Raw genomic sequence first — 19,508 nt, 5'->3', positions numbered from 1 at the left:
GGCGACGATCGCCGCCGCAGACGCCGCCGACCAGGCCTGCGGACGGCACGACGCCGGGTAGGGCGCCGGGAGGCCGGCCACCGACTCCCCCGCGAAGAGCTCGGGGGCACGATAGTTCAGCGGCACCGTCACGGCCACCAGGCCGCGGGCTACCTGGCTCGCGGCCCGGGACTGCCCCTCGCGGACCATGCCGAGCAGGGCGATCGCCGTATCGTGCGTCCACACCGAACCGGTGTGATAACCGATCGGGTTGTATGCCGGATTGGTGCGCGAGAGCGTCCCGATCCCGAACTCCCCCAACAGATCCGGAGCGAGCAGCCGGTCGACGACTAGCCGCGCCTGACCCTCGTCCAGCACGCCGGTGCCGAGCACATGGCCCATATTGCTGCCGACGCCGTCGACCGGTCGACCGTCACCATCGATGGCCATCGCCAGATAGCTCCCCCGATCGTCCTCGACCCAGTAGCGCTCGTTGATTCGCCCAGCAAGGTCGACCCCCCAGGCCCGGACCGCATCGGCGCCCGGCACGCCGAATGCCTCGTAGATGGCTGCCGCACCGTAGGCGGCCTCAACGGCATACGCCTGAGCCTCGACAAGGGCGATGGGTGCCGGCGCGATGCTGCCATCGCGGCGGCGCATCGAGTCGCCGGAGTCCTTCCACCCCTGGTTGGCCAGGCCCGATCCGGACCGATCGATATAGCGCAGCAGACCGAGCTCGTTGTCGGCAGCCTGTTGGAGCCAGCCCATGGCCGCCTGCAGATTGGGCAATAGGGCGCGCACTTCGCCGGTGTCCAAACCCTGCCGCCAGGCATCGTGCAGCACGATCGCCCACAGGGCGGTGGCATCCACGGTGCCGTAGTAGACCGGGGGCAGCACCATGCCGGAGGTCTTGTCGACATACGGCGCCCGGCGCACCTCGTGCAAGATCTTGCCCGGTTCCTCGGCAGTGACGGGGTCGTTGGTGTGCCCCTGCCGACGAGCCAAGGTGCGCAGGGTCCCGCCAGCCAGGGCCAGGTCGAAGGGCAGCATCAGGCGTGCGGCCCACAGCGAGTCCCGGCCGAAAAGCGTGAGATACCAAGGAGTTCCGGCGCCGGCAAAGACGTCAGAGGGCGCGAGCGGGTCGGTCAGCAGGAGGGCTTGGAGGTCGCGGAGCGAGGTGGACACCAGGGCCCCGATCCGCCGGTCCACAGCGAGCGCCTCGATGCCCGACCAATCGACCAGCCCGGTCCCGGCATCGGCATCGAAGGCCGAAGCGGATACCCGGCGGGCGTCGATCTCGACGACGAGATCGACGGGCACGCTCGTCGAGAGTTCCACCGGCCAGGTCAGGCGCGCGAGTCCGTCGGCCCCGACGGCGACTTCGGCAACCGGCACGGTGCGCACGGTGGTCTCGTGCCGGTCGTCGATCCACCGCAGGGCGGGACCCTCGATCGAGATCGGCAGGACAGGGCCTTGCGGATGCCCACCCTTGACGACCGCCAACTCCGCGCCGGTCCCGCCGAGCGTGATCTCGACATCGACCAGCACTGGGTCGGCCGCCCGAGAGATCAGCCGGATCCGTTCGCGCATTCCGCCGCCGACCACCTCGCGCCGCCTGTGCACCTCAACCGTCGGGTCGGGCCCACTATCGCCGAGATTCCGCGCGCACGACCAGATCGCGGCGACTGCCCCGGTCGCTCCGCTCTGGATGACAGCGGGCTCCTCCCCCGCCAACCGCAGGCGCAGCTCGGAGAGCACGAGGCGGTCGTCGACGAGCAGCCCGGTGCCCGTGGCACCCATCGACCCATCGGCCACCGACAGCGCCGTGGCGTTGCCGCAGACGGCAATGGTGCGATCGTGCAACCACGGCTGACGGCCGCTGATCTTGGTCACGGGCGGCTCTCACTTTCTCTCGGTCGAGACATGGTGCTTGACAGAACCCCGGTGCAGGGTCCACAGTTCAAATCTGATCGTTCAAAGTGAGCCACGTGATCGTGGTTGGCGAGATAAGCGATCTGCGCACACCTTGGCCCATTCCCGGGCCGCACGTCAACGCCGACGCCGAGGAGGGATCCCGTGCACGTCATGCCAGGCAGGATCACCATCCGCGAGGTCGCCGACGCCGCTGGCGTCTCCCGCCAGACGGTGAGCAACTCCCTCATCCACCCCGAGCGCGTCAAAGCTCCCACCCTTGAGCGGGTCCGCCGCGTCATCGACGAGTTGGGCTATCGGCCGTCCAACGCTGCCCAGACGCTGCGGTCGCAACGCACCGGGGCCGTCGGCTTCGAACTCAACGCGACCGGGGCAGGCCATCGCAACGCCGTCGCCTTCCCCTTCGTGCTGGCCCTGAGTGTCCACGCCGCGGCGCACGGCAGCCACATGGTCACCTTCGGCACCCACGACGCGCGACCGCTCCTCGCCGGCTACCAGGACATGGTTCGCGGTCAACTCGTCGACGCCTTCATCCTCGCCGACACCCACCCAGGCGACCCGCGTCCCCAATGGCTGGACGACCATCGCGTGCCGTATGCCGCTTTCGGTCGCCTTTGGGGGCGCCCCGACATCACCTCCTGGGCCGACGTGGACGGGCATGACGGCGTCGGCCAGGCCGTTCGCCACCTGGTGGACGCTGGCTACGACCGCATCGGCTTCTTCGGGTGGCCGTCGGGCTCCGCGGTGGGCGACGACCGCCGCGCCGGGTGGGCGGACGCACTCGACGCCGCTGGCATGCGGCCGGGCCCGGAGGGCGTGTCGAGCCAACGACTGCAGCCCGCGCTGGAGGCCGGGCGCGCACTGCTGGACCGGATCGGCAAGGGAAGCGCCATCGTCTGCGCGTCCGACCTCTTGGCGCTCGGGCTCGAGCGCGCCGCGAGCGAGCGAGGCTGGCGTATCGGCCCGGATATCGGCATTGTCGGCTTCGACGATTCGGCCCTGGCAGAACTCGCCGGCATCTCCTCGGTCGCGCAACCCCTCGACGCCGTGGCCGATCATCTCCTCGGTGTCGTCCATGAGCGGCTCGCCGGCGGCCGCGCCCCGGACACCGGCGCGCTATTCCAACCCCGGCTGGTCGCCCGCGCCAGCTCATCCCGCGACCCGCACGCCCCTTGACGTCCGCCGCATCGGGAGATCTCCCAGCGACCGTCTTTGAACGATCAAACCCTGTCCCCCACCACCCCCACCACAGAAGGAACATCATGAATCGCACCGCCCGCCGCGGCACCACCTTGGCCATCGCCGCAATCGGTTCGCTGACCCTCGCTGCCTGCGGAGGTGGCGGCGGCTTCGAAACCAGCTCCAGCGCCACCGGCGGAGCGTCCTCCTCCGGAACCGCGTCCAGCGGCGAGACCTCAAGCGCCAGCGTCCCCACCGGGGCGGCACTGAAGATGCTCATCGCCTCCTCTGGCGATGCCGAGACCGCTGCGGTCAAGGCCGCCACCGATGCTTGGGGCAAGAAGACGGGCAACACCGTCGAGGTCACCGTCGCCTCGGACATGGACCAGGAACTGGCCCAGGGCTTCGCCGGCGGTAACCCGGCCGACATCATGTACATGGATGCCGGCAAATTCGCGACCTTCGCCAAGCAGGGTTCGCTTGAGCCCTACGCCGACAAGATCGCCGACAACGACAAGTTCTACGAGTCGCTGCGCACCACCTTCACCTACGACGGCAAGCAGTACTGCGTGCCCAAGGACTTCTCCTCGCTCGCGCTGGAGATCAACACCGAGATGTGGAAGAAGGCCGGCCTGACCGATGCCGACATCCCCACTACCTGGGACCAGCTGGTCGCCGTCTCCAAGAAGCTGACGACCGACAAGGTTGCGGGTCTCGGCATCGGCGTCGGCATCGACCGCCTCGGCGCCTTCGTCGTCCAGAACGGCGGCTGGTGGCTCAACGCCGACAACACCGCGGGCGCCGCTGCCGACGCCAAGGTCACCGACGCCCTGAAGTTCGTCCAGGACAACGTCAAGGCCGGCAACTTCAAGATGTCGAACGACCTGGGCGTCGGTTGGGGCGGCGAGGCCTTCGGCAAGCAGCTCGCGGCCATGACCATCGAAGGCAACTGGATCAAGGGCGCGATGAAGAACGACTATCCGAAGGTCGGCTACAAGGTCGTCGAGATGCCCGCGGGAGCACAGAAGGGCACCTTGATGTTCACCCAGTGCTGGGCCCTGGCGACCGACTCCAAGAACAAGGACGCCGCGATCGACCTGATCAGTTCCTTGACGACGGTCGAGTCGCAGATGGCCTTTGCCGACGCCTTCGGCGTCATGCCGAGCCGCACCGACGCCGCGGACGCCTACAAGGCCAAGTTCCCCGAGGACGCCGCCTTCGTCGCCGGTGGTGAGTACGGCCACGGACCGATCAATGTCCCGGGCCTGACCGACGTCGTCGGCGAGCTCAACAGCCAGCTGGAGAAGATGGCCACCGCCGACATCGCCGGCGCCACCAAGTCCTTCGACGACAACGCAGCCTCCGCCATCGGCGGCTGATCCCTCTTGCGCACAACACCTTTCGCGGTCGGGCCGGGCTCTTCCACCGGCCCGACGGCGAACTGCACCTTTTGTTAGGAGGTCGTATGGCACGCACCAAGTCCGGTGACCCGATGCGTCAACCGGTGGCCGGTTGGCTCTTCGTCACCCCGATGATCCTGATCCTGGGTCTCTTCCTCGTCATCCCGATCGTCATGGCCCTGTGGGTCTCGGTCAGCAACTGGACCGGGCGAGGATCGCCGTTCGGCGGCACCACCGAGTTCGTCGGCCTGAAGAACTACAGCGACCTCCTCACCAAGCAAGGCCTGGCCCGCCAGGACTTCATGACCTCGCTGCGTAATACCTTCTACTACGTCTTGGGCGTGGTCCCGCTGCAGACCGCCATCGCGCTCCTGCTCGCGGTCCTGGTCAATCAGAAGTGGCTCAAGGGCCGCACCTTCTTCCGCACCGCCTTCTACTTCCCGTCGGTCGTCTCCTCAGTGGCGATCTCGTTGGTCTTCCTCTACCTCTTCGCCGGCACCGGTGCGATCAATGGCGTGCTGGCCTGGTTTGGCATCCACGGACCGAACTGGTTCGCCGACCCCCGCGGACTGATTCACCTCGCCGGTGACGGACTCGGGGTGTGGAATATCGACTCGCCACCCGCGGCACTGGCGGACACGAAGGTCATGAACCTCTCGCTCTGGGAATGGATCAAGGGGCCGAGCGTGGCACTCTCCGCCATCATGTTCCAGGTCATCTGGACCACGGCCGGCACCTTCATGCTGATGTTCCTCGCGGCCCTCCAAGACCTGCCGACCGAAGTCGAGGAGGCGGCCATGGTGGACGGCGCCAATGCCCGTCAGCGTTTCTGGAATGTCACGATCCCGCACCTGCGTCCCACGATCTTGTTGGTGGTCACGCTCGGCGTGATCGGCACCTGGCAGGTCTTCGACCAGATGTACATCATGGGTCAGGGCAAGCCCGCCAAGACAACGCTGACGCCCGCCTTCTTGTCCTATCAGGCCGCCTTCACCAACCAGAAGTGGGGCCAAGGCGCCGCGATGGCGTTCCTGCTCTTCCTGCTGATCTTCCTGATGACGCAGGCGCAGCGTTGGTTGTTGCGCGACAAGGACGAGGCGGCCACAAAGAAGGCCCAGCGTGCGGCACGGCGCGCGGCGAAGAAGGAGGTGACCGCATGAGTGACTCTCTCGGCGCCCAGGACGCCAGGATTACAGCGGCAGAGGGATCGGCGCTGACCAAGGTGGAGACGACGGGGGCGCCCACGAGCGACGGCCAGCTTCTCGGTCGCTCGAGCGGCACCAAGAAGGCGCTCTTCTACACCCTGCTCGTGATGTTCGCGTTGATGTACATCTTCCCGTTCATCATCCAGTTGGTCACCTCGTTCAAGACGCAGTCGGACGCCACGGACAACCCGCTGAGCCTGATCCCCAACCCGGTCACGACCGACGCGATCTCCCGCCTCGCGGACACGAAGTTTCCCTTGTGGTTCTTCAACTCCTTCTGGGTGGCGATCATCGTCACCCTCGGGCGGGTCTTCTTCAACTCCCTCGCCGGGTATGCCCTGGCACGCCTGAAGTTCAAGGGCCGCGACGCCCTGTTCACCGCCGTCCTCGCGGTCATGGCCGTGCCCGGCATCGTCCTGCTGCTGCCGAAGTTCCTCGCGCTGAAGTACTACGGCATCTACAACACCCCGACGGCGCTCTTCTTGCCGCTCGTGTGTGACGCCGCCGGGGTCTTCATCATGAAGCAGTTCTTCGAGTCGATCCCCCCGTCGGTGGAGGAGGCGGCCCGCATCGATGGCGCCGGCACCTTCCGGACCTTCTGGTCGATCGTGCTGCCGATGGCGAAGCCGGCCCTCATCACGTTGACGATCCTCTCCTTCCAGGGCTCGTGGAACGAACTGGGGCACTTCATCATCGCCACCAACAAGGACAGCCTCTACACGCTGACACGCGGGATCGCCGGCTTTACCACCGGCGGCCTCGGGTCGGGCACGCAGTACCCCATCAAGATGGCGGCGGCCTTGATCATGACCATCCCGACCGCGCTGGTCTTCATCCTCTTCCAGCGCTTCTTCACCCAGGGCGCCAACGCCGGCGCCGACAAGGGCTGATGCTGCCCCGTCCTCGCCGGGGAGACTAGGCGGGGAAGACAACGGAATGTTCGGGCCGGCCCACTCCGGTCCGAGGCCAGACGGCCGCCGAACAGAAACGGTTCGGCGGCCGTTCCTTGTCACGGCCGCTAGCGGACGCTCCTTTGGTCACAGCCGTCAACGCACCGGGAGGCGTTTGACGCCGCGCTGGAAGTTGCTGCGCAGATAGGCCGGTTCACCAGCCAGCTCCAGCCACGCCGTCCGCGCGAGAAGAACCTCCAGCAGGGTCGCCATCTGCACGCGGGCGAGATCTGCCCCGAGGCAGGAGTGCGGGCCGTGGCCGAAGGCGAGATGCGGGCGGGCGGGTGAGCCGGCGGCATACCGGCGGATCTCGAAGCGGTCCGGATCGGGGAAGACGCTCTCGTCGCGATTGGCGGAATTGAAGGAGACGACAACCTTCTCGCCGGCCCGAATCCGTTGCCCCGCAATGGACACCTCGGTGGTCGCCGTGCGCCGGAAAGTCATCACCGGCGTCCACCAGCGGAGCATCTCCTCGACCGTGCTGGCTATCAGCGACGGGTCCGCGCGCAGCGCTCGCTGCGGCTGCGGGTCGGCTAGCCGCGCCACCATCCCGCCTGGTATGCCGTTGCGCACCTTCTCGTTGCCGGCCACCGCGAAGAGCCAGAAGAGGTTCTCGAACTCCTCGAGGCTGACCTCTCCCCCGTCGTCAGCGCAGGCGCGCATGAGCAGGGACATGACATCGTCACCGGGATCGGCGCGCTTCGCTGCGCGGAGCAGGTGGGCGTAGTGGTAGGGGTCGGGCATGCCAGCACGCGAGCGCGGGTCCGGCATCCCGCCGTCGGCGCCGGGCGCTGGCCGCAGGGCGACGGCTTCGCGTGCCATCGCGGACGCGCATACGGCACGCCACTGGTGTAGGTGCAGGGGTCGTGCACGAGGGCGGTATCGGCCGCCGTCACCCGAGGAAGGCGTTGATCTTCGTGGCGAGGGCGACCGGGGTCTCGAACATCGGATAGTGGCCGGCGTTCGGCATGACCTCGACCGAGCAATTGGGGAAGTAGGGCTTCCACGTCTGGTTCACCGTGGCCTCGCCCAAGGCTGGGTCGTGCTCGCCGGGGATGACGAGGACCGGCAGATCCTTGCCCTCGACTTCGGCGAGGAAGTCGGGGCTGGTCCAGGCGACAACGGCACCACGGAAACCGTCAACGGTCGAGTGGACAAGTGACCAATCGACGATCGCATTGACGAACTGCGGGGTGAGCCGATTGCCGGTCGTGAAATCGACAATCCCGTAGCGCTTCTCGCGAACGTCCGGGGCGCCGAAGAAGAGGTCGTGCCCGGCCTCATCGAGCGGGACCGGCTGCGCGCCCACCGGGGTGATGGCCACGAGCCGCTCGACCCGATCGGGTGCCTTGGCAAGGACGCGCAATACCTCGGCGCCGCCCATCGAGTGCCCGACGAGGGAGAAGGTGTCGGCGCCAAGTTCATCGGCGAGGGCGAGGACATCGTCGGCGACTTCGTCGAGGGTGAACTCTCCGGCCTCTGCCATCCGAGCGCCATACCCGCGGTTGTCGGTGAAGACCCACGTCGCGGCCTCGGGGTCGAGGTAATCGGGGAAACTTCCCCACCCGTCGGCGGAGCCGAACCAGCCGTGGAGGAGGAAGACCGTCTTGGGGCCGTGGCCGATGGTGCGGTGCGGGATGGACATGGATGCTCCTTCGACGTCGATGTCTCCTGGTGAATCTAGACCCGACCGATTCTCGGCTCTGACCGGGCATGGCCCACGGGCGTTGAGGATCGTGCCGAGAAAGGGCGTCCTTCGAATATCGGACAAGGAAATCGTGGGCGATTGGCGGATACTGGCTGGGATTGCCACTAGCATCCTGTGTCAAAGGGCCGACGCGTGGCCACGGGTGGGGAAGGGATCAGACGCAGTGGAAGAGAACCAGGGGTTGGCACCGACTCGGCGCACGGTGGCCAAGGGAGTGGCGTGGAGCGCACCGGCCGTAGCGGTCGTGGCCACGGCGCCGGCGTATGCCGCATCGGGACCTTCCCCCGTCATCACTTTCATCAAGGGGTGCAAGGCTCCAGGCAACTCGTGTCACTCGCCTTACACCAAGTCGTATGTGTTGTCCTTGAGCATCAAGAACCCCGACACGGTTCATGACATTTACATCTGCACGGCGACGATGACCACCAACCTCGCTGCTCAAACGCCGCCCATCGTGTTCACGTGGCGTCCCCCCACGACCGGGTGCATCAAAATCCCCAAGAACTCGACGACGCCCATCGCCCTCGAGTTCACCAACAGCGCCAACAGCCAGAACCTGACTTTCGACTTCACCCTGACGGTCACGTGGCGGCACACGTGCCCGTGTTCGAACGACACGCACGGTACACATCCCCCGGTCGTCGTCAAGGGTCACGTCGTGTCCACCGGACCGCAAAACTGTCCTTGCCCCACCGCCGGCTCGACACGGGTGGCCTGACAGGCAGGCCGCTAACGGTGCCGACGACTCAGGTCGTCGGCACCGTTGTCTGTTGCCGAGGAATCAGCCCCTTGTCCGCGAGGTCGACCAGCACGACCCCAACCATGTCCCGCGCCTCGGACACCGGGACACCCACCTGCTGAGCTACCACGGCAGGGATGTCGGCGTCGCGAGCTAAGGCGAGCTGCCAGATCAGAGCACTGAGACTCGAAAGCGCATACGGGGATCCATCGGGGAGGGCGAGGACGTAGAACGTGGGCTCGGACCCGTCCGCACCGGGGTGGTCGACCCAGGCCCAGCGCTGCCGGCGGGCGGTCATTTGTGTGCCCGGGCCGCGATGGCGCGCCGTGCCGCGTCCAGTTCGTTGTGGACGCGCACCCGGAGAGCACCCACATAATCCGCGGCGCTCGGACGATGGCCCAGGGAGCCCCGGAGACGGCCCAGCCGGGGCCCGATGAGCCGAAGTCCGACCCGAGCGCGCTCCCGAGCGGTCGGCTGCGCGCTGACCCAGGCCCACCACAACCGCGGTCGAGTGGCTTGCCGGGTGGCAAGCGCCTGCCACAGGCGATAGTCGCGCCGGTGCCGGAATCGCGCCAGCGCCCCGGTGCCGGCCGCCAGCGCAACTTCTGCGCCGAGCACCTCTGCACAGGCGCTGATGCGTGATCGCTCGTCCGGGGTGGCCTCAGTCCACGCGCGACGGATGTCCTCGCTGAGCAGGTCGCCGCTGCGCACGGCATGGAGGATCAGGATCAGTCGATGAGCGTCGCGGCTCGGAGCGGAGCACGCCACCCCGGCGATCGTGATCGGCATTCGGTCTTCCCACAGAGAGGCAAAGGCGGCACCGGCCGTGACGCCGAATCCAGGAAAGGACCGGTGCAGGTCGACCGGAGCCAAGTGCGCGTGGACCAGCGTCGAGGCGTGCCCGAAGTTCGAGCCATCTTCAAAGCGGTAGCGCACAGACCATCCATGCGATCGCATTGCCCGGATCAGTCGATTCACCTGAGTCGGCCGCACAAGCACGTCGGCGTCGAAGCTGTCCCGGCGGCCCGCCGCCTCGCCTAGGCTCGGCTTGTGGACCAGGAGCACGGTGTCGAGGGCCGGGCCCTTGATGTGCAGCACGTCGATGCCTTCGGCGTCCGCGATCGCCTGCACCGCCGCGTGGGCGAACTGCACCCCAACGGCAACGGGCATGACGATGCTCACGACGTGAGCCTATGCGGGTGCACGGTGTGAGCCGCCTCCGCCGCGTTCGCTCGGCCCGCGCACTTCCGTTGCTCGGTGCCGTCCTCGTGTGGTGGACGTGGACGTGTGCCCTCCATCCGGGCCCGGAGGGCTTTCCTGGTGTGCTCCTCAGCCCGTATGCCGTGGCCCCCCTCGCGCTCCTCGTCGGCCTGCTCGTCGGGCGCCGGATGGCCGATCGTCGAGCACTGAGCTGCTGGGTGGGTCCGGCGCTGTGCGTCGTGCTCTATCTCGGCGTCTGCTGGAGTGTCGAACCCGCCAAGGCTCCGCTTAGCTATGCGAACGCGAACGCCGCCCTCGCCGTGCAGGTCCTCGCCTTGTGCGCGATCTGCGGGTCCCGCTCGACCTGGGCGGGCCGCTGGGTGCCCACCGCAGCGGCTCTCGGGTGCGTGGCCGTCGCGATCGCCAACGACTCGCGACTCGGCTCCGTGGTGGCAGTGGGGGTGCTGACCTGCGCGCTGCTGGCGTTGTTTCGCCCTCCTCGGCGGCGCTGGCCGATCGTGGTGGCCGCGCTGGCATCGGTGGCGGGAGCGGCATACGGGCTGTGGTGGTTGGTCACCCTGGCGCTCCGGCCGAGTTGGTCGCGTCTGATCGCCGATCCCATCCGGTGGCGGTTGTGGCACGACGCGCTCGCTCTCTGGGACCGCAACCCGCGGCTGGGCAGCGGGCCGGGGTCCTTTGCGCGCTTCAGCCCGCTGGCGGCGGACCCAGACACATCCTCGGCCCATTCGCTGTTGATGCAGGTGGGCGCGGAGACTGGCTGGGTTGGCCTCGCCCTGCTGTCGGCGATCTGGCTGGGTGGGCTCGTCCTGGCTGCCTCGGGCCCCGCCCGCGTCGCGATGCCCGCAGTGGCTGCGTGGACGGCCCTGGCCGGGCACGCGCTGTTCGATCATCTTGTCGACTTCCCACCGGTGATGATGGCCGCTGGCATGGTGCTCGGTTGCGCAGCCTGGACATCGCGCCGCTCTCATCCCGACAGTCCGGCCGACTTGCCCAACCGCACCAGGCGGGCGTAGGCGCGCTCGGGCGTCAGGTCGCCGGTGAGCTTGCGCGCAACGAATGAGTCCGGATCGGTTCGCCGGACCGGTATGCGGCGCAACCGCATGCGATCAGTATCCGGTCCATTTCGGCCGAGCTCGCCGGTCGAGGCGCTGCGGAATCGGGCTCGCAGGTCCGATTCCAGCGCTGGCACCGGAATGCCCCAGGGGTAGGTGAAGTGCGCCGGGGTCACCCCGAGGTGGTGCTGGACGGCCGCCTGGCACCGATCGAGTTGGTCGGCGGTCAGTTCCTCGGGCCGGGCGTGGTCGTGCGTGTGATTGCCGATCGTGCACAGGCCCGAGGCGAGCATCTCCTCAAGTTGCCGCCACGTGAGTCCGATCCCGGCGGCGCCCTTGGCGGTCGCTCCCTCCCAGATCATGGTCGTGCCCATGAAGGCGGACGCGAGATAGATCGTGAAAGGCAACCGGCGTTCGCGCAGCACGGGCCAGGCGTTGCGGTAGACGTCCTCGAAGCCGTCATCGAAGGTCAGCACAGCGCTCGGGCGACTGTCGCCCGCATCCAGGCGGTCCAGTGCCGCGTCGAGGGCGAGCACGTCATACGGCTCCACGAGATCGACATGCCGCGCGAAGGCGGCGGCAGAGACGTCGAGTTCGTTCCGGGTGCCACCGCCAACCCGGTGGTAGATGAGCAGCGAGGCGCCCAGGGCCGTGGCGCGCCCAGCGGGCGCCGCCAGGGCTCGTTTGATGCCGCTCCGCACGGCGTCCTCGGCGCGCACCACGCGCTCACGCCCGAGCATGGGCGCGCTGCCATTCGGGAGAAGCCACCGGATCGGGTTCACGACCGATCGGCAGGGCGAGCATCATCAAGAAGAAGGGCAGCATCAGCACGCGTTGCCGGGCCAGGATGCCGAAGTTGCCGAAGCCGGCGAAGGCGATCGTGAAGTTCAGGACGAAGAGGGCGCTGAAGAGCACGAAGGGGTTGGTCCGCAGTAGTCGCAGCAACGGGCGAAGCCGCGGCCGGAAGCGGATCAAGAGGTAGAGCACAACCATCCCCTCGATGCTCTGGATGAGCATGGCCGGGTTGCGGGTCTCGAAGACGAACGGTCGGAAGAGGATCGTCACGAAGGCCATCGGCACCCCCAGGGGGTTGCTCAAGGACACCGGGGTGAAGGTCGACCCACTCTCGCTGGCCTGGTCGCTCGCCGTCGTCACCGAATCCGCGATGGCCTGATAGCTGAAGTCGTCGATGCCAAGGAATTGCGCCGATTGGGTGACCAGGATCCAGCCGGCTCCGGCCAACAGGGCCAACGCGGCGAGCTTGGCCAAATTGCCGCCTGTCTGGGTGCGGGCCGGGCGCAGCAACTGGGCCACGACGAGGGCGGCGAAGAGCAGCACCGACAAGTGCGGCCGGATGAGCGCGGTCCCCACCGCGCCGAGCGCCAACAGCGTCAGGCCCCACGGACGCGAGGTGAAGAAGCGCGCGGCACCGTAGGCCGTGCACCCGATGAAGAACATCAGCCACGCCTCCTTGCCGATGCTCGAGGCCCAGAAGTTCAGCGACGGGAGAAAGAAAACCAGCAGCGCGAACTGCCGATGATCGCCATCGGGCACGGCGATCACGAAGGCCCGGTAGATCAGGTAGCTCCCCCAGAACGAGAACGAAGCGAAGACCAGGAAAGCCGCCAGCGGCGAGGGCCCGATCACGGTGTACACCGCGGTCGTTATCAACTCCATCCATTGGGTTCCTTGCTTGCCGCCCCAGTCCCAGACGACATACCCTTCACGCCACAAGATGTACCGGCCGGCAGCATAGAGGTTGTAGCGCTCAGCGTCCGCCGCTCCCCCGTAGAAGACATAGGCCATGGCATAGCGCGCGAGGGCGCCGGTCAGCCGCACGGCCAGCGCGAGTTCGAGCAGGCGCGAGAAGGCAGGGTGGGCCGTGCGGTCGACCAGACTGTAGATCACGACCAGGTTGAGCAAGACGATGGCCGGGATGACCAGGAAGGCGCCCCATACGTTGTAGGAATCGGTCAGGAGCGCGTACTTGAACAGGACGGCCAGCGTGAAGCCGACGAGCACACCCAGCGCCCAGGGCAGCGGCTCCCTCGCGCGCATCATGGCGTCGATGCGGGAGTGCTCGCCTCGTCCGGGGTGGTCGTTGGCGTGGGGGCGGGCTTGGGCTTGCCTGCGGCCGCGGTCTTCTTCGGGCCGGTGGTTGCGGGCTTGGGCTGGCCGGTGCTGACCGGCCGGGACGGCTTCTTGGCCGCCGACTTGTCCTTCTTGCCGCTGCCCGATCCGTACCCGTACCCATAGCCGTAGCCGTAGCCCTTGCGCTTGATCGACTTGACACCCACCAGGATGACGCCGGCGACGGGCACCGTGAACCGGCCCAGGAGTTCGCTCACGCGCCGCCCGGCGGACTCCGTCAACCGCCCGGCCCGGACAACAAGGACGACCACGTCGACCTGGGGCAGCAGGTCGAAGACGTCACTGGCCGCCAGCAACGGTGCGGTGTCGACGATCACGACATCGGCGAGTTCGCGGGCCTGGGTCAGCAATGAGCCCATTCGACTGACCAGGGCTGCGGGGTGTTCGAGCGTCGTCCCCGCCGTGATGATCCGCACGCCCGGCACGTTGGTGGGACGCATCAACGACGCCAGGTCGTGGGCGGCAGGATCGGTCACATAGTCGGATATCCCGGCACCCTGTGGGACATCGAAATGCACGTGAGCATCGGGCGAACGCAGGTCTGCGTCGAGTACGAGGACCCGTACGCCGGTCTCGGCGAAGAGGGCCGCCAGGTTCGCCGAGCTCGTCGTCTTGCCCTCGGAGGGCTGTGCCGAGGCGATGAGGACGACCCGAGGTTCCGCTCCTCCGGACGCCTCGCCCTCCACGCCCGCCGACGAGGCGGTGCCCCGGCCCGTATGCACGATCGCGGTGCGAGCGGTCCGGTAGCCCTCGGCATACACGCTGAGCGGCTCTTCGAGCGAGGCAACTTTGCCGCCCACCTTGCGCAGGCCCCGCGGCAACTGGGGAACCTCGGCGATGATGGGCAGGCCGACGGCCTCGTGCACATCCTCCCGCGTGCGCAACCGGGAGTCGATGCGACCGAAGATCATCGCCAGGCCGATGCCGACGAGCAGGCCGAGGAGGGCGGCGAGCGCGGCGCGGATCGTGCGGCTGGGTGGGATGACGAAGCCGCCGCCGACCTCTTGAGCCAACGGAGTGGCGTCATCAAGGATGACGATCGCAACCCGTCCGACACCCGGCCGGGCCGCCTTGAAGTAGTCCGCACTCGCCTTGGCGAAGGAGTTGACGATCTCGGCGGTCCGGGGGCCGTCGCGACCGGTCGAGGTCAAGGTGATCGCACTCGCGGCCGAATCCATCTCGATGGACACCTGTTTGGCGAGCTCGGCCGGGTCGCCCCGGTAGTCGATCGCCTTCGCCGCGACCAGCGGAATCGTCCCCTGCTGGATCAGAATGACCATGCGGCCGAGATTCGGCGGCGTGCTGGGCGTCGTTTCATTCCCGCTCGCGACGCTGTTGACCAGCAGCGTGCTGGAGGCGGTGTAGGCGACCGCGGAGGGCCGCTTCGCCAGATCCGCGGGCGTGAGGAACCACATCAAGATGCCGGCCGCCAGGGTGGACGCGACGATCAGCGGCCACCAACGCGCGACCACCTTGAGGAACTCACGCAGCGTCATACCGTCCCTCTCTCGTCGGCCGAGTGCGCCGGACCCCCCGGCGAGGTGCGCGCACCGGCAAACTCTAACGCGCAACCTGACCCCGGCAGATTGCATTCGCGGCGCACGTTGGGCACGATCATGCCTCGTGATCAGGCGGGGCGGTGATTCGGGCACCGATACGGCGCGACCAGGCACTCTGGTGCACCTGACGACCGTCGACATGAGCCTGGCGCTGCTGCTTGCCACCGAACTCCAGACCGCCGTCGAGGCGGGCTACCGCGTCGTCGGAGTCAGTGCGCCGGGTCCGTATGTCGCGCGGGTCGAGGCGCTGGGAGTCGAACATCTTCCGTTGCCTCGGTTGACGCGCTCATGGAATGTCGCCGGCGACCTGCGATCGTTCTGGGATTTGGTGCGCATCCTGCGGCGGCTGCGACCGGATGTGCTGCATACGCACAACCCGAAAACCGGTGTCCTGGGCCGAATCGCCGGGCGTATGACGCGCGTCCCCGTTGTCGTCAACACCTGCCACGGCTTGTGGGTGCGTCCGAGCGACCCGCTCCCTCGCCGGCTCGCTGTCTACGCCATCGAGGCGCTCGCGGTGCGCTTCTCCGACTACGAGTTGTTCCAGAACGCCGACGACGAAGCCACTCTGCGGCGCGTCCTCAAACGCGGGCGCCACCGGGTGGTCGGCAACGGCATCGACCTACGCCGGTTCGAACCGGATCCGGCCGGCCGAGACCGCTTGCGGGCGCAGTGGGGCATCGGCCCGGACGAACTACTCGTCGGCACGGTCGGCCGGCGCGTCATCGAAAAAGGGGACAGGGAATTCACCGCACTGGCTCGGGCCCTGGCCGGCCAGGCGCGGTTCGTCTGGGTCGGCCCGGAGGACGACACCGCCGGCGAGGTCCCGCCGCGGGATCCGGCGGTCCAGTACCCCGGCGAATATGTCGACATGCCGGCCGTCTATTCGGCCTTCGACATCTTCGTGCTGGCGTCCTATCGGGAGGGCTTCTCCCGCGCGTCGATGGAGGCCGCCGCTTGCGCCCGCCCCATGGTCCTGACCGATATCCGCGGGTGCCGCGAGATAGGCAGTGACGGCATCCATCTGCTCCTGACGCGACCGAGGGATGCCGGGTCTCTGATCGAGTGCGTCGAGCGAATGCTTGGCGACGCTGACCTGCGCGTTAGGCTGGGGACCGCCGCCCGGGACCGGGCGATGACCACCTTCGACCAGTGCGGAGTCGCAGCGGTGTCTTTGGAGACCTACCGGGCCGTCCTACGCAGGCGCACCCGCGGGCGTCGATGACGACGGCCTCGACGGATGCGCCGCTGAGGGCGACCTCCGGATGGTCGCTACTTCGCGACTTGGCGCGGCGCCATCGTGCCCGTATGACGCAGCTCGCCGCCGTGTCCTTTGCCGGCGCCATGATCGAAGCCGCCTTCCTGGTGTTGTTGACCAGCGCGCTGCTCGCGGTCGCCAGCGGACGCGAGCGCATCGGTCCGATCCACGGGATCAGCCTCACCCTGATTCAGACTCTGCTCCTGGCCGGCCTCGCCGTCCTGACGCGGTACGCAGCGGCCGTGCTTGCCTCCCACTTGACGGCAACCCTGAGCGCGCGGGTCCGCGCCGACCAACGCATCGCGCTGGCGCAGGCCTATCTGTCCACGTCGTGGAGCATTCAGCACGCCGAGCCCTCCGGGCGGCTGCAGGAATTGCTGACCTCATTTGTGGGGCGTGTCAATGTCGCGGTGATCTCCGCCACCCAGAGCGTGACCGCCGGCCTAAGCCTGCTCGCCTTCCTCGGCGCCAGCCTGATCATCCAGCCCCTCGCCTCGCTTGGCGTGCTCGCCATCCTCGCGCTGCTCGGCGCGATTCTGCGGCCGATGCGCAGCCGGATACGCCGCGAATCCGCAAAGACCAACAAGTCAGACTTGGCGTTTACGGCGACGGTGGCCGAATTCGGATCACTGCCCTTGGAGATGCACGTCTTCGGCGTGCAGGGCCCGATTGCCGAGCGGGTGCGCGACCTGACCGAGACGACGACCGAGAATCAGCGGCGGGTCCAGTTCCTCAGCGGCCTGTTGGCACCGACATACACCCTGTTTGTGTATGTCGCGATTCTCAGCGCTGTCGGGTTGCTCTCGACGCTGGCCACGGGCGAGATTGCGAGCGTGGGCTCGGTCATGCTCCTGATGCTGCGCTCGATGACCTTCGGCCAGCAGATGACCACCGCATCGGGGACGATTTCCGCGGCCGTCCCGTCCATGAGACTGATCGACACCACCCTGGCGAACTACCGGGCGAACCCGGCAGGGACCGGCCACCTGCGACCGTCGAGCGTGACCCCCATCGTGGTCAACGACATCAGCTACGCCTACACCCCGGACCGGATGGCGCTGGATCACGTCAGCCTGACGGTGGCGCCGGGCACCGCAACCGGCGTCATCGGCCCGTCGGGCGCCGGCAAATCGAGCCTGGCTCATCTGCTTCTCGGGTTGCGGCGTCCAGATTCGGGGACGGTGACCGTTGGAGGTGTCGACCTCGCGGAGGTCGATCGCGCCTGGTGGACCGAGCGGGTGGCGTTCGTGCCTCAACAGCCTCAGCTCTTCACCGGGACGGTCGCCGAGAACGTCCGCTTCTTTCGTCCGGGGATCAGCGATGACGACCTGCGGCGGGCGGCCCGGCAGGCCAATATTCTCACCGAGATCGAACGGCTGCCGGCCGGTTTCGACACGCACCTGGGTGAGCGGGGCTCACAACTCTCTGGTGGTCAGCGCCAGCGGCTCTCGATCGCGCGGGCGCTCGTGGGTTCGCCAGAACTGATCATCCTCGATGAGCCCACCTCGGCGCTGGATCCAGAGAGCGAGGCTTTGATACGGTCGGCGCTCTCTGGGATTCATGGCGAGATCGCGCTCGTCGTCATCGCCCACCGGATGTCGACCCTGGACCTGTGCGACACCCTCGTGGTCATGGACGACGGCCGCGTCACGGCCAGCGGCACTCCGGCAGAATTGCAGCAGAGCAGCCCGTTCTACCGCCGGGCGCTCGAACTGGCGGGTATCTCATGACGGCTCCCGAGCCCCTGGTCACGATCATCGTCCCGGTCTACAACGTCGAGGCCTATCTCGCCCGGTGCCTGGACTCCCTCGTGGCCCAGACCCACAGCCACCTCGAGATCCTGCTCGTCGACGACGGCTCCACCGACCGCAGCGGTGCGATTTGCGACGAATACGCGCGAGATGATGCCCGGATCCGGGTGCTGCACCGCACCAACGGCGGCCCATCGGCCGCCCGGAACGCCGGCCTGGACGTGATGACGGGTGGCTACGTCACGTTCGTCGATTCCGACGACTGGGTGGATCCGCGCTATGTCGCGACCCTGCTTGACCTGCTGACGCGGTGGGACGCCCAGGTCGCGGCCGTCCCGTTCGTGCGGACGACGACGGAGTCCCCGGCTCGCCCTGCCGGGCCGTTCGAGGAGCGCGGCCTGACCCCCGACCAAGTGGCGCTGGAGTTCTTCGGCGCCAACCACACGTTGTGGACGATCGCGTGCTCGAAGCTCTATGCGGCCGAACTCTGGCGGGTTATGCGCTTCCCCGACGGCCGGTTGCACGAGGACGAGTTCATGACCTACCGCGTCATCGACCAAGGCGCTCGGTCAGCGGCGACGACCGAGGTGCTGTACTTCTACTTCCAACACTCGGCAAGCATCACCGGCCGTCCCCCGACATCAGCGCAACGCCGCGATGCCATGGACGCAGCCCATGAGCAGGTCGAGTTTCTCCGCGCCGGTCCTGGTCCCCGGAGTCATCTGCTCGCCCGCGCCGTCGGCCAGTTCTTCCGAAAACAGATCTATCTGCGGCGCCAACTCGTGGCCGAGGGGCACCGGACAGATGCCGATCTCCGCCTGCAGATGCGGCATACAGCGGCGGACCTATGGCGACTGGAACCGGGCCGGCCCTTCGCACTTTTCGCGCAGGCATACGTCCGGGCACCGGGAGTGATCGACCGGGCGCATCGGGTGGTGACGGCAGCGCGAAGTTGGCGACGAGGCCGTAGGGGCGAGCCGCGCCTGCGGGTGCTGATCAGCTCGGGCTGGCTCGGAGGCGCGGGGGGTGCCGAACGCGCGCTCCACTCCTACATGCAAGCACTCAGGGCCGACGAGGTCGAGGTCGTCGTTCGCCACGTACTGGACGGACCGCTCGCACAGACGCCGGCGAGCATCAAGGTGCGTCCGTATGCCCACTGGCGGTGGTGGGCGGCGGGTCATCGCGACGGCTACCAAGGCCGGCTCATCCAAGGGGTTCTCAATCCCGTGCGCAGGCGGCTGAGGCGACCGGTCGACGTGCACTTGCGCGCTCTGAGCGGCGCGGGGCTGGAGAGCGCGGTGCGCGCCCGGGTGACCCTGATCATTCCCTCCGGCGACCAGCTGACTCCCGACGTGGCACGGCGCTACACCTTCGTCGCCATGCAGGCCCCGGACAATGCCCGCCTGGCCGCGGGTGGGCCCACC

General features: G+C 67.8%; 17 protein-coding genes. 9 read left to right on the top strand and 8 right to left on the bottom strand.

Annotated features, from left to right (window positions below):
- Positions 1-1,872: glycogen debranching N-terminal domain-containing protein (locus tag PKH97_RS03890; protein WP_324386092.1), on the bottom strand; the 1,872-nt coding region annotated here is incomplete at its 3' end.
- A 192-nt stretch (positions 1,873-2,064) separates the two neighbouring features.
- Between PKH97_RS03890 and PKH97_RS03885 the strand changes: the two genes are divergently transcribed.
- The 4 genes from PKH97_RS03885 (at position 2,065) to PKH97_RS03870 (ending at position 6,585) form a co-directional block, all read left to right on the top strand.
- The gene (locus tag PKH97_RS03885) at positions 2,065-3,087 is read left to right on the top strand and encodes a LacI family DNA-binding transcriptional regulator (RefSeq protein ID WP_324386091.1); all 1,023 of its coding nucleotides are present in this window, start codon (positions 2,065-2,067) and stop codon (positions 3,085-3,087) included.
- An 86-nt stretch (positions 3,088-3,173) separates the two neighbouring features.
- Complete coding sequence (locus tag PKH97_RS03880; protein ID WP_324386090.1) at positions 3,174-4,469, top strand: extracellular solute-binding protein; 1,296 nt, start codon at positions 3,174-3,176, stop codon at positions 4,467-4,469.
- A gap of 86 nt (positions 4,470-4,555) precedes the next feature.
- On the top strand, positions 4,556-5,650 hold the full coding sequence (locus PKH97_RS03875; protein WP_324386089.1) for a sugar ABC transporter permease: 1,095 nt from the start codon (positions 4,556-4,558) through the stop codon (positions 5,648-5,650).
- A 152-nt stretch (positions 5,651-5,802) separates the two neighbouring features.
- The gene (locus tag PKH97_RS03870) at positions 5,803-6,585 is read left to right on the top strand and encodes a carbohydrate ABC transporter permease (protein ID WP_324386093.1); all 783 of its coding nucleotides are present in this window, start codon (positions 5,803-5,805) and stop codon (positions 6,583-6,585) included.
- Positions 6,586-6,741: 156 nt separating this feature from the next.
- On the opposite strand, the gene PKH97_RS03865 is transcribed toward PKH97_RS03870, so the two are convergent.
- Positions 6,742-7,467: a cytochrome P450 gene (locus PKH97_RS03865; RefSeq protein ID WP_324386088.1), complete on the bottom strand. Its 726-nt coding sequence runs from the start codon at positions 7,465-7,467 to the stop codon at positions 6,742-6,744.
- A 70-nt stretch (positions 7,468-7,537) separates the two neighbouring features.
- The gene (locus PKH97_RS03860; protein ID WP_324386087.1) at positions 7,538-8,290 is read right to left on the bottom strand and encodes an alpha/beta hydrolase; all 753 of its coding nucleotides are present in this window, start codon (positions 8,288-8,290) and stop codon (positions 7,538-7,540) included.
- Positions 8,291-8,516: 226 nt separating this feature from the next.
- Here PKH97_RS03860 and PKH97_RS03855 point away from each other — a divergent pair, with 226 nt between their 5' ends.
- Complete coding sequence (locus tag PKH97_RS03855; protein WP_324386086.1) at positions 8,517-9,071, top strand: hypothetical protein; 555 nt, start codon at positions 8,517-8,519, stop codon at positions 9,069-9,071.
- Positions 9,072-9,099: 28 nt separating this feature from the next.
- On the opposite strand, the gene PKH97_RS03850 is transcribed toward PKH97_RS03855, so the two are convergent.
- Positions 9,100-9,390 carry a hypothetical protein gene (locus PKH97_RS03850; RefSeq protein ID WP_324386085.1) on the bottom strand — a complete coding sequence of 97 codons (291 nt, stop codon included), beginning with the start codon at positions 9,388-9,390 and terminating at the stop codon, positions 9,100-9,102.
- On the bottom strand, positions 9,387-10,274 hold the full coding sequence (locus PKH97_RS03845) for a nucleotidyltransferase family protein (protein WP_324386084.1): 888 nt from the start codon (positions 10,272-10,274) through the stop codon (positions 9,387-9,389). The genes PKH97_RS03850 and PKH97_RS03845 overlap by 4 nt, the downstream gene beginning before the upstream one ends.
- Positions 10,275-10,300: 26 nt before the next feature.
- Here PKH97_RS03845 and PKH97_RS03840 point away from each other — a divergent pair, with 26 nt between their 5' ends.
- Positions 10,301-11,326 (top strand): O-antigen ligase family protein, encoded by a 1,026-nt coding sequence (locus PKH97_RS03840; protein WP_324386083.1) that lies wholly within the window; start codon positions 10,301-10,303, stop codon positions 11,324-11,326.
- Here PKH97_RS03840 and PKH97_RS03835 read toward each other — a convergent pair.
- Genes PKH97_RS03835 through PKH97_RS03825 form a run of 3 tightly spaced genes read right to left on the bottom strand, consistent with a single transcriptional unit; the run spans position 11,278 to position 15,012 of the window.
- Positions 11,278-12,105, bottom strand: a complete 828-nt coding sequence (locus PKH97_RS03835; RefSeq protein WP_324386082.1) for a polysaccharide deacetylase family protein — start codon at positions 12,103-12,105, stop codon at positions 11,278-11,280. The genes PKH97_RS03840 and PKH97_RS03835 overlap by 49 nt on opposite strands.
- Positions 12,092-13,426 (bottom strand): hypothetical protein, encoded by a 1,335-nt coding sequence (locus PKH97_RS03830; protein ID WP_324386081.1) that lies wholly within the window; start codon positions 13,424-13,426, stop codon positions 12,092-12,094. Before PKH97_RS03830 ends, PKH97_RS03835 begins: the two co-directional genes overlap by 14 nt.
- On the bottom strand, positions 13,423-15,012 hold the full coding sequence (locus PKH97_RS03825; protein WP_324386080.1) for a P-loop NTPase: 1,590 nt from the start codon (positions 15,010-15,012) through the stop codon (positions 13,423-13,425). The genes PKH97_RS03830 and PKH97_RS03825 overlap by 4 nt, the downstream gene beginning before the upstream one ends.
- Positions 15,013-15,139: 127 nt before the next feature.
- On the opposite strand from PKH97_RS03825, the gene PKH97_RS03820 reads away from it, so the two are divergent.
- The 3 genes from PKH97_RS03820 to PKH97_RS03810 all read left to right on the top strand — a co-directional run.
- Positions 15,140-16,300: a glycosyltransferase family 4 protein gene (locus tag PKH97_RS03820; protein WP_324386079.1), complete on the top strand. Its 1,161-nt coding sequence runs from the start codon at positions 15,140-15,142 to the stop codon at positions 16,298-16,300.
- Between the two features lie 83 nt (positions 16,301-16,383).
- Positions 16,384-18,063 (top strand): ABC transporter ATP-binding protein, encoded by a 1,680-nt coding sequence (locus tag PKH97_RS03815; protein ID WP_324386078.1) that lies wholly within the window; start codon positions 16,384-16,386, stop codon positions 18,061-18,063.
- On the top strand, positions 18,060-19,508 hold a 1,449-nt coding region (locus PKH97_RS03810), incomplete at its 3' end, for a glycosyltransferase (RefSeq protein WP_324386077.1). The genes PKH97_RS03815 and PKH97_RS03810, both read left to right, overlap by 4 nt.

This window comes from Nostocoides sp. (assembly GCF_035343835.1).
Classification (GTDB): domain Bacteria; phylum Actinomycetota; class Actinomycetes; order Actinomycetales; family Dermatophilaceae; genus Nostocoides_A; species Nostocoides_A vanveenii.
Note: the sequence above shows the minus strand (reverse complement) of the source record. Positions and strands in the feature narration are given on the sequence as shown.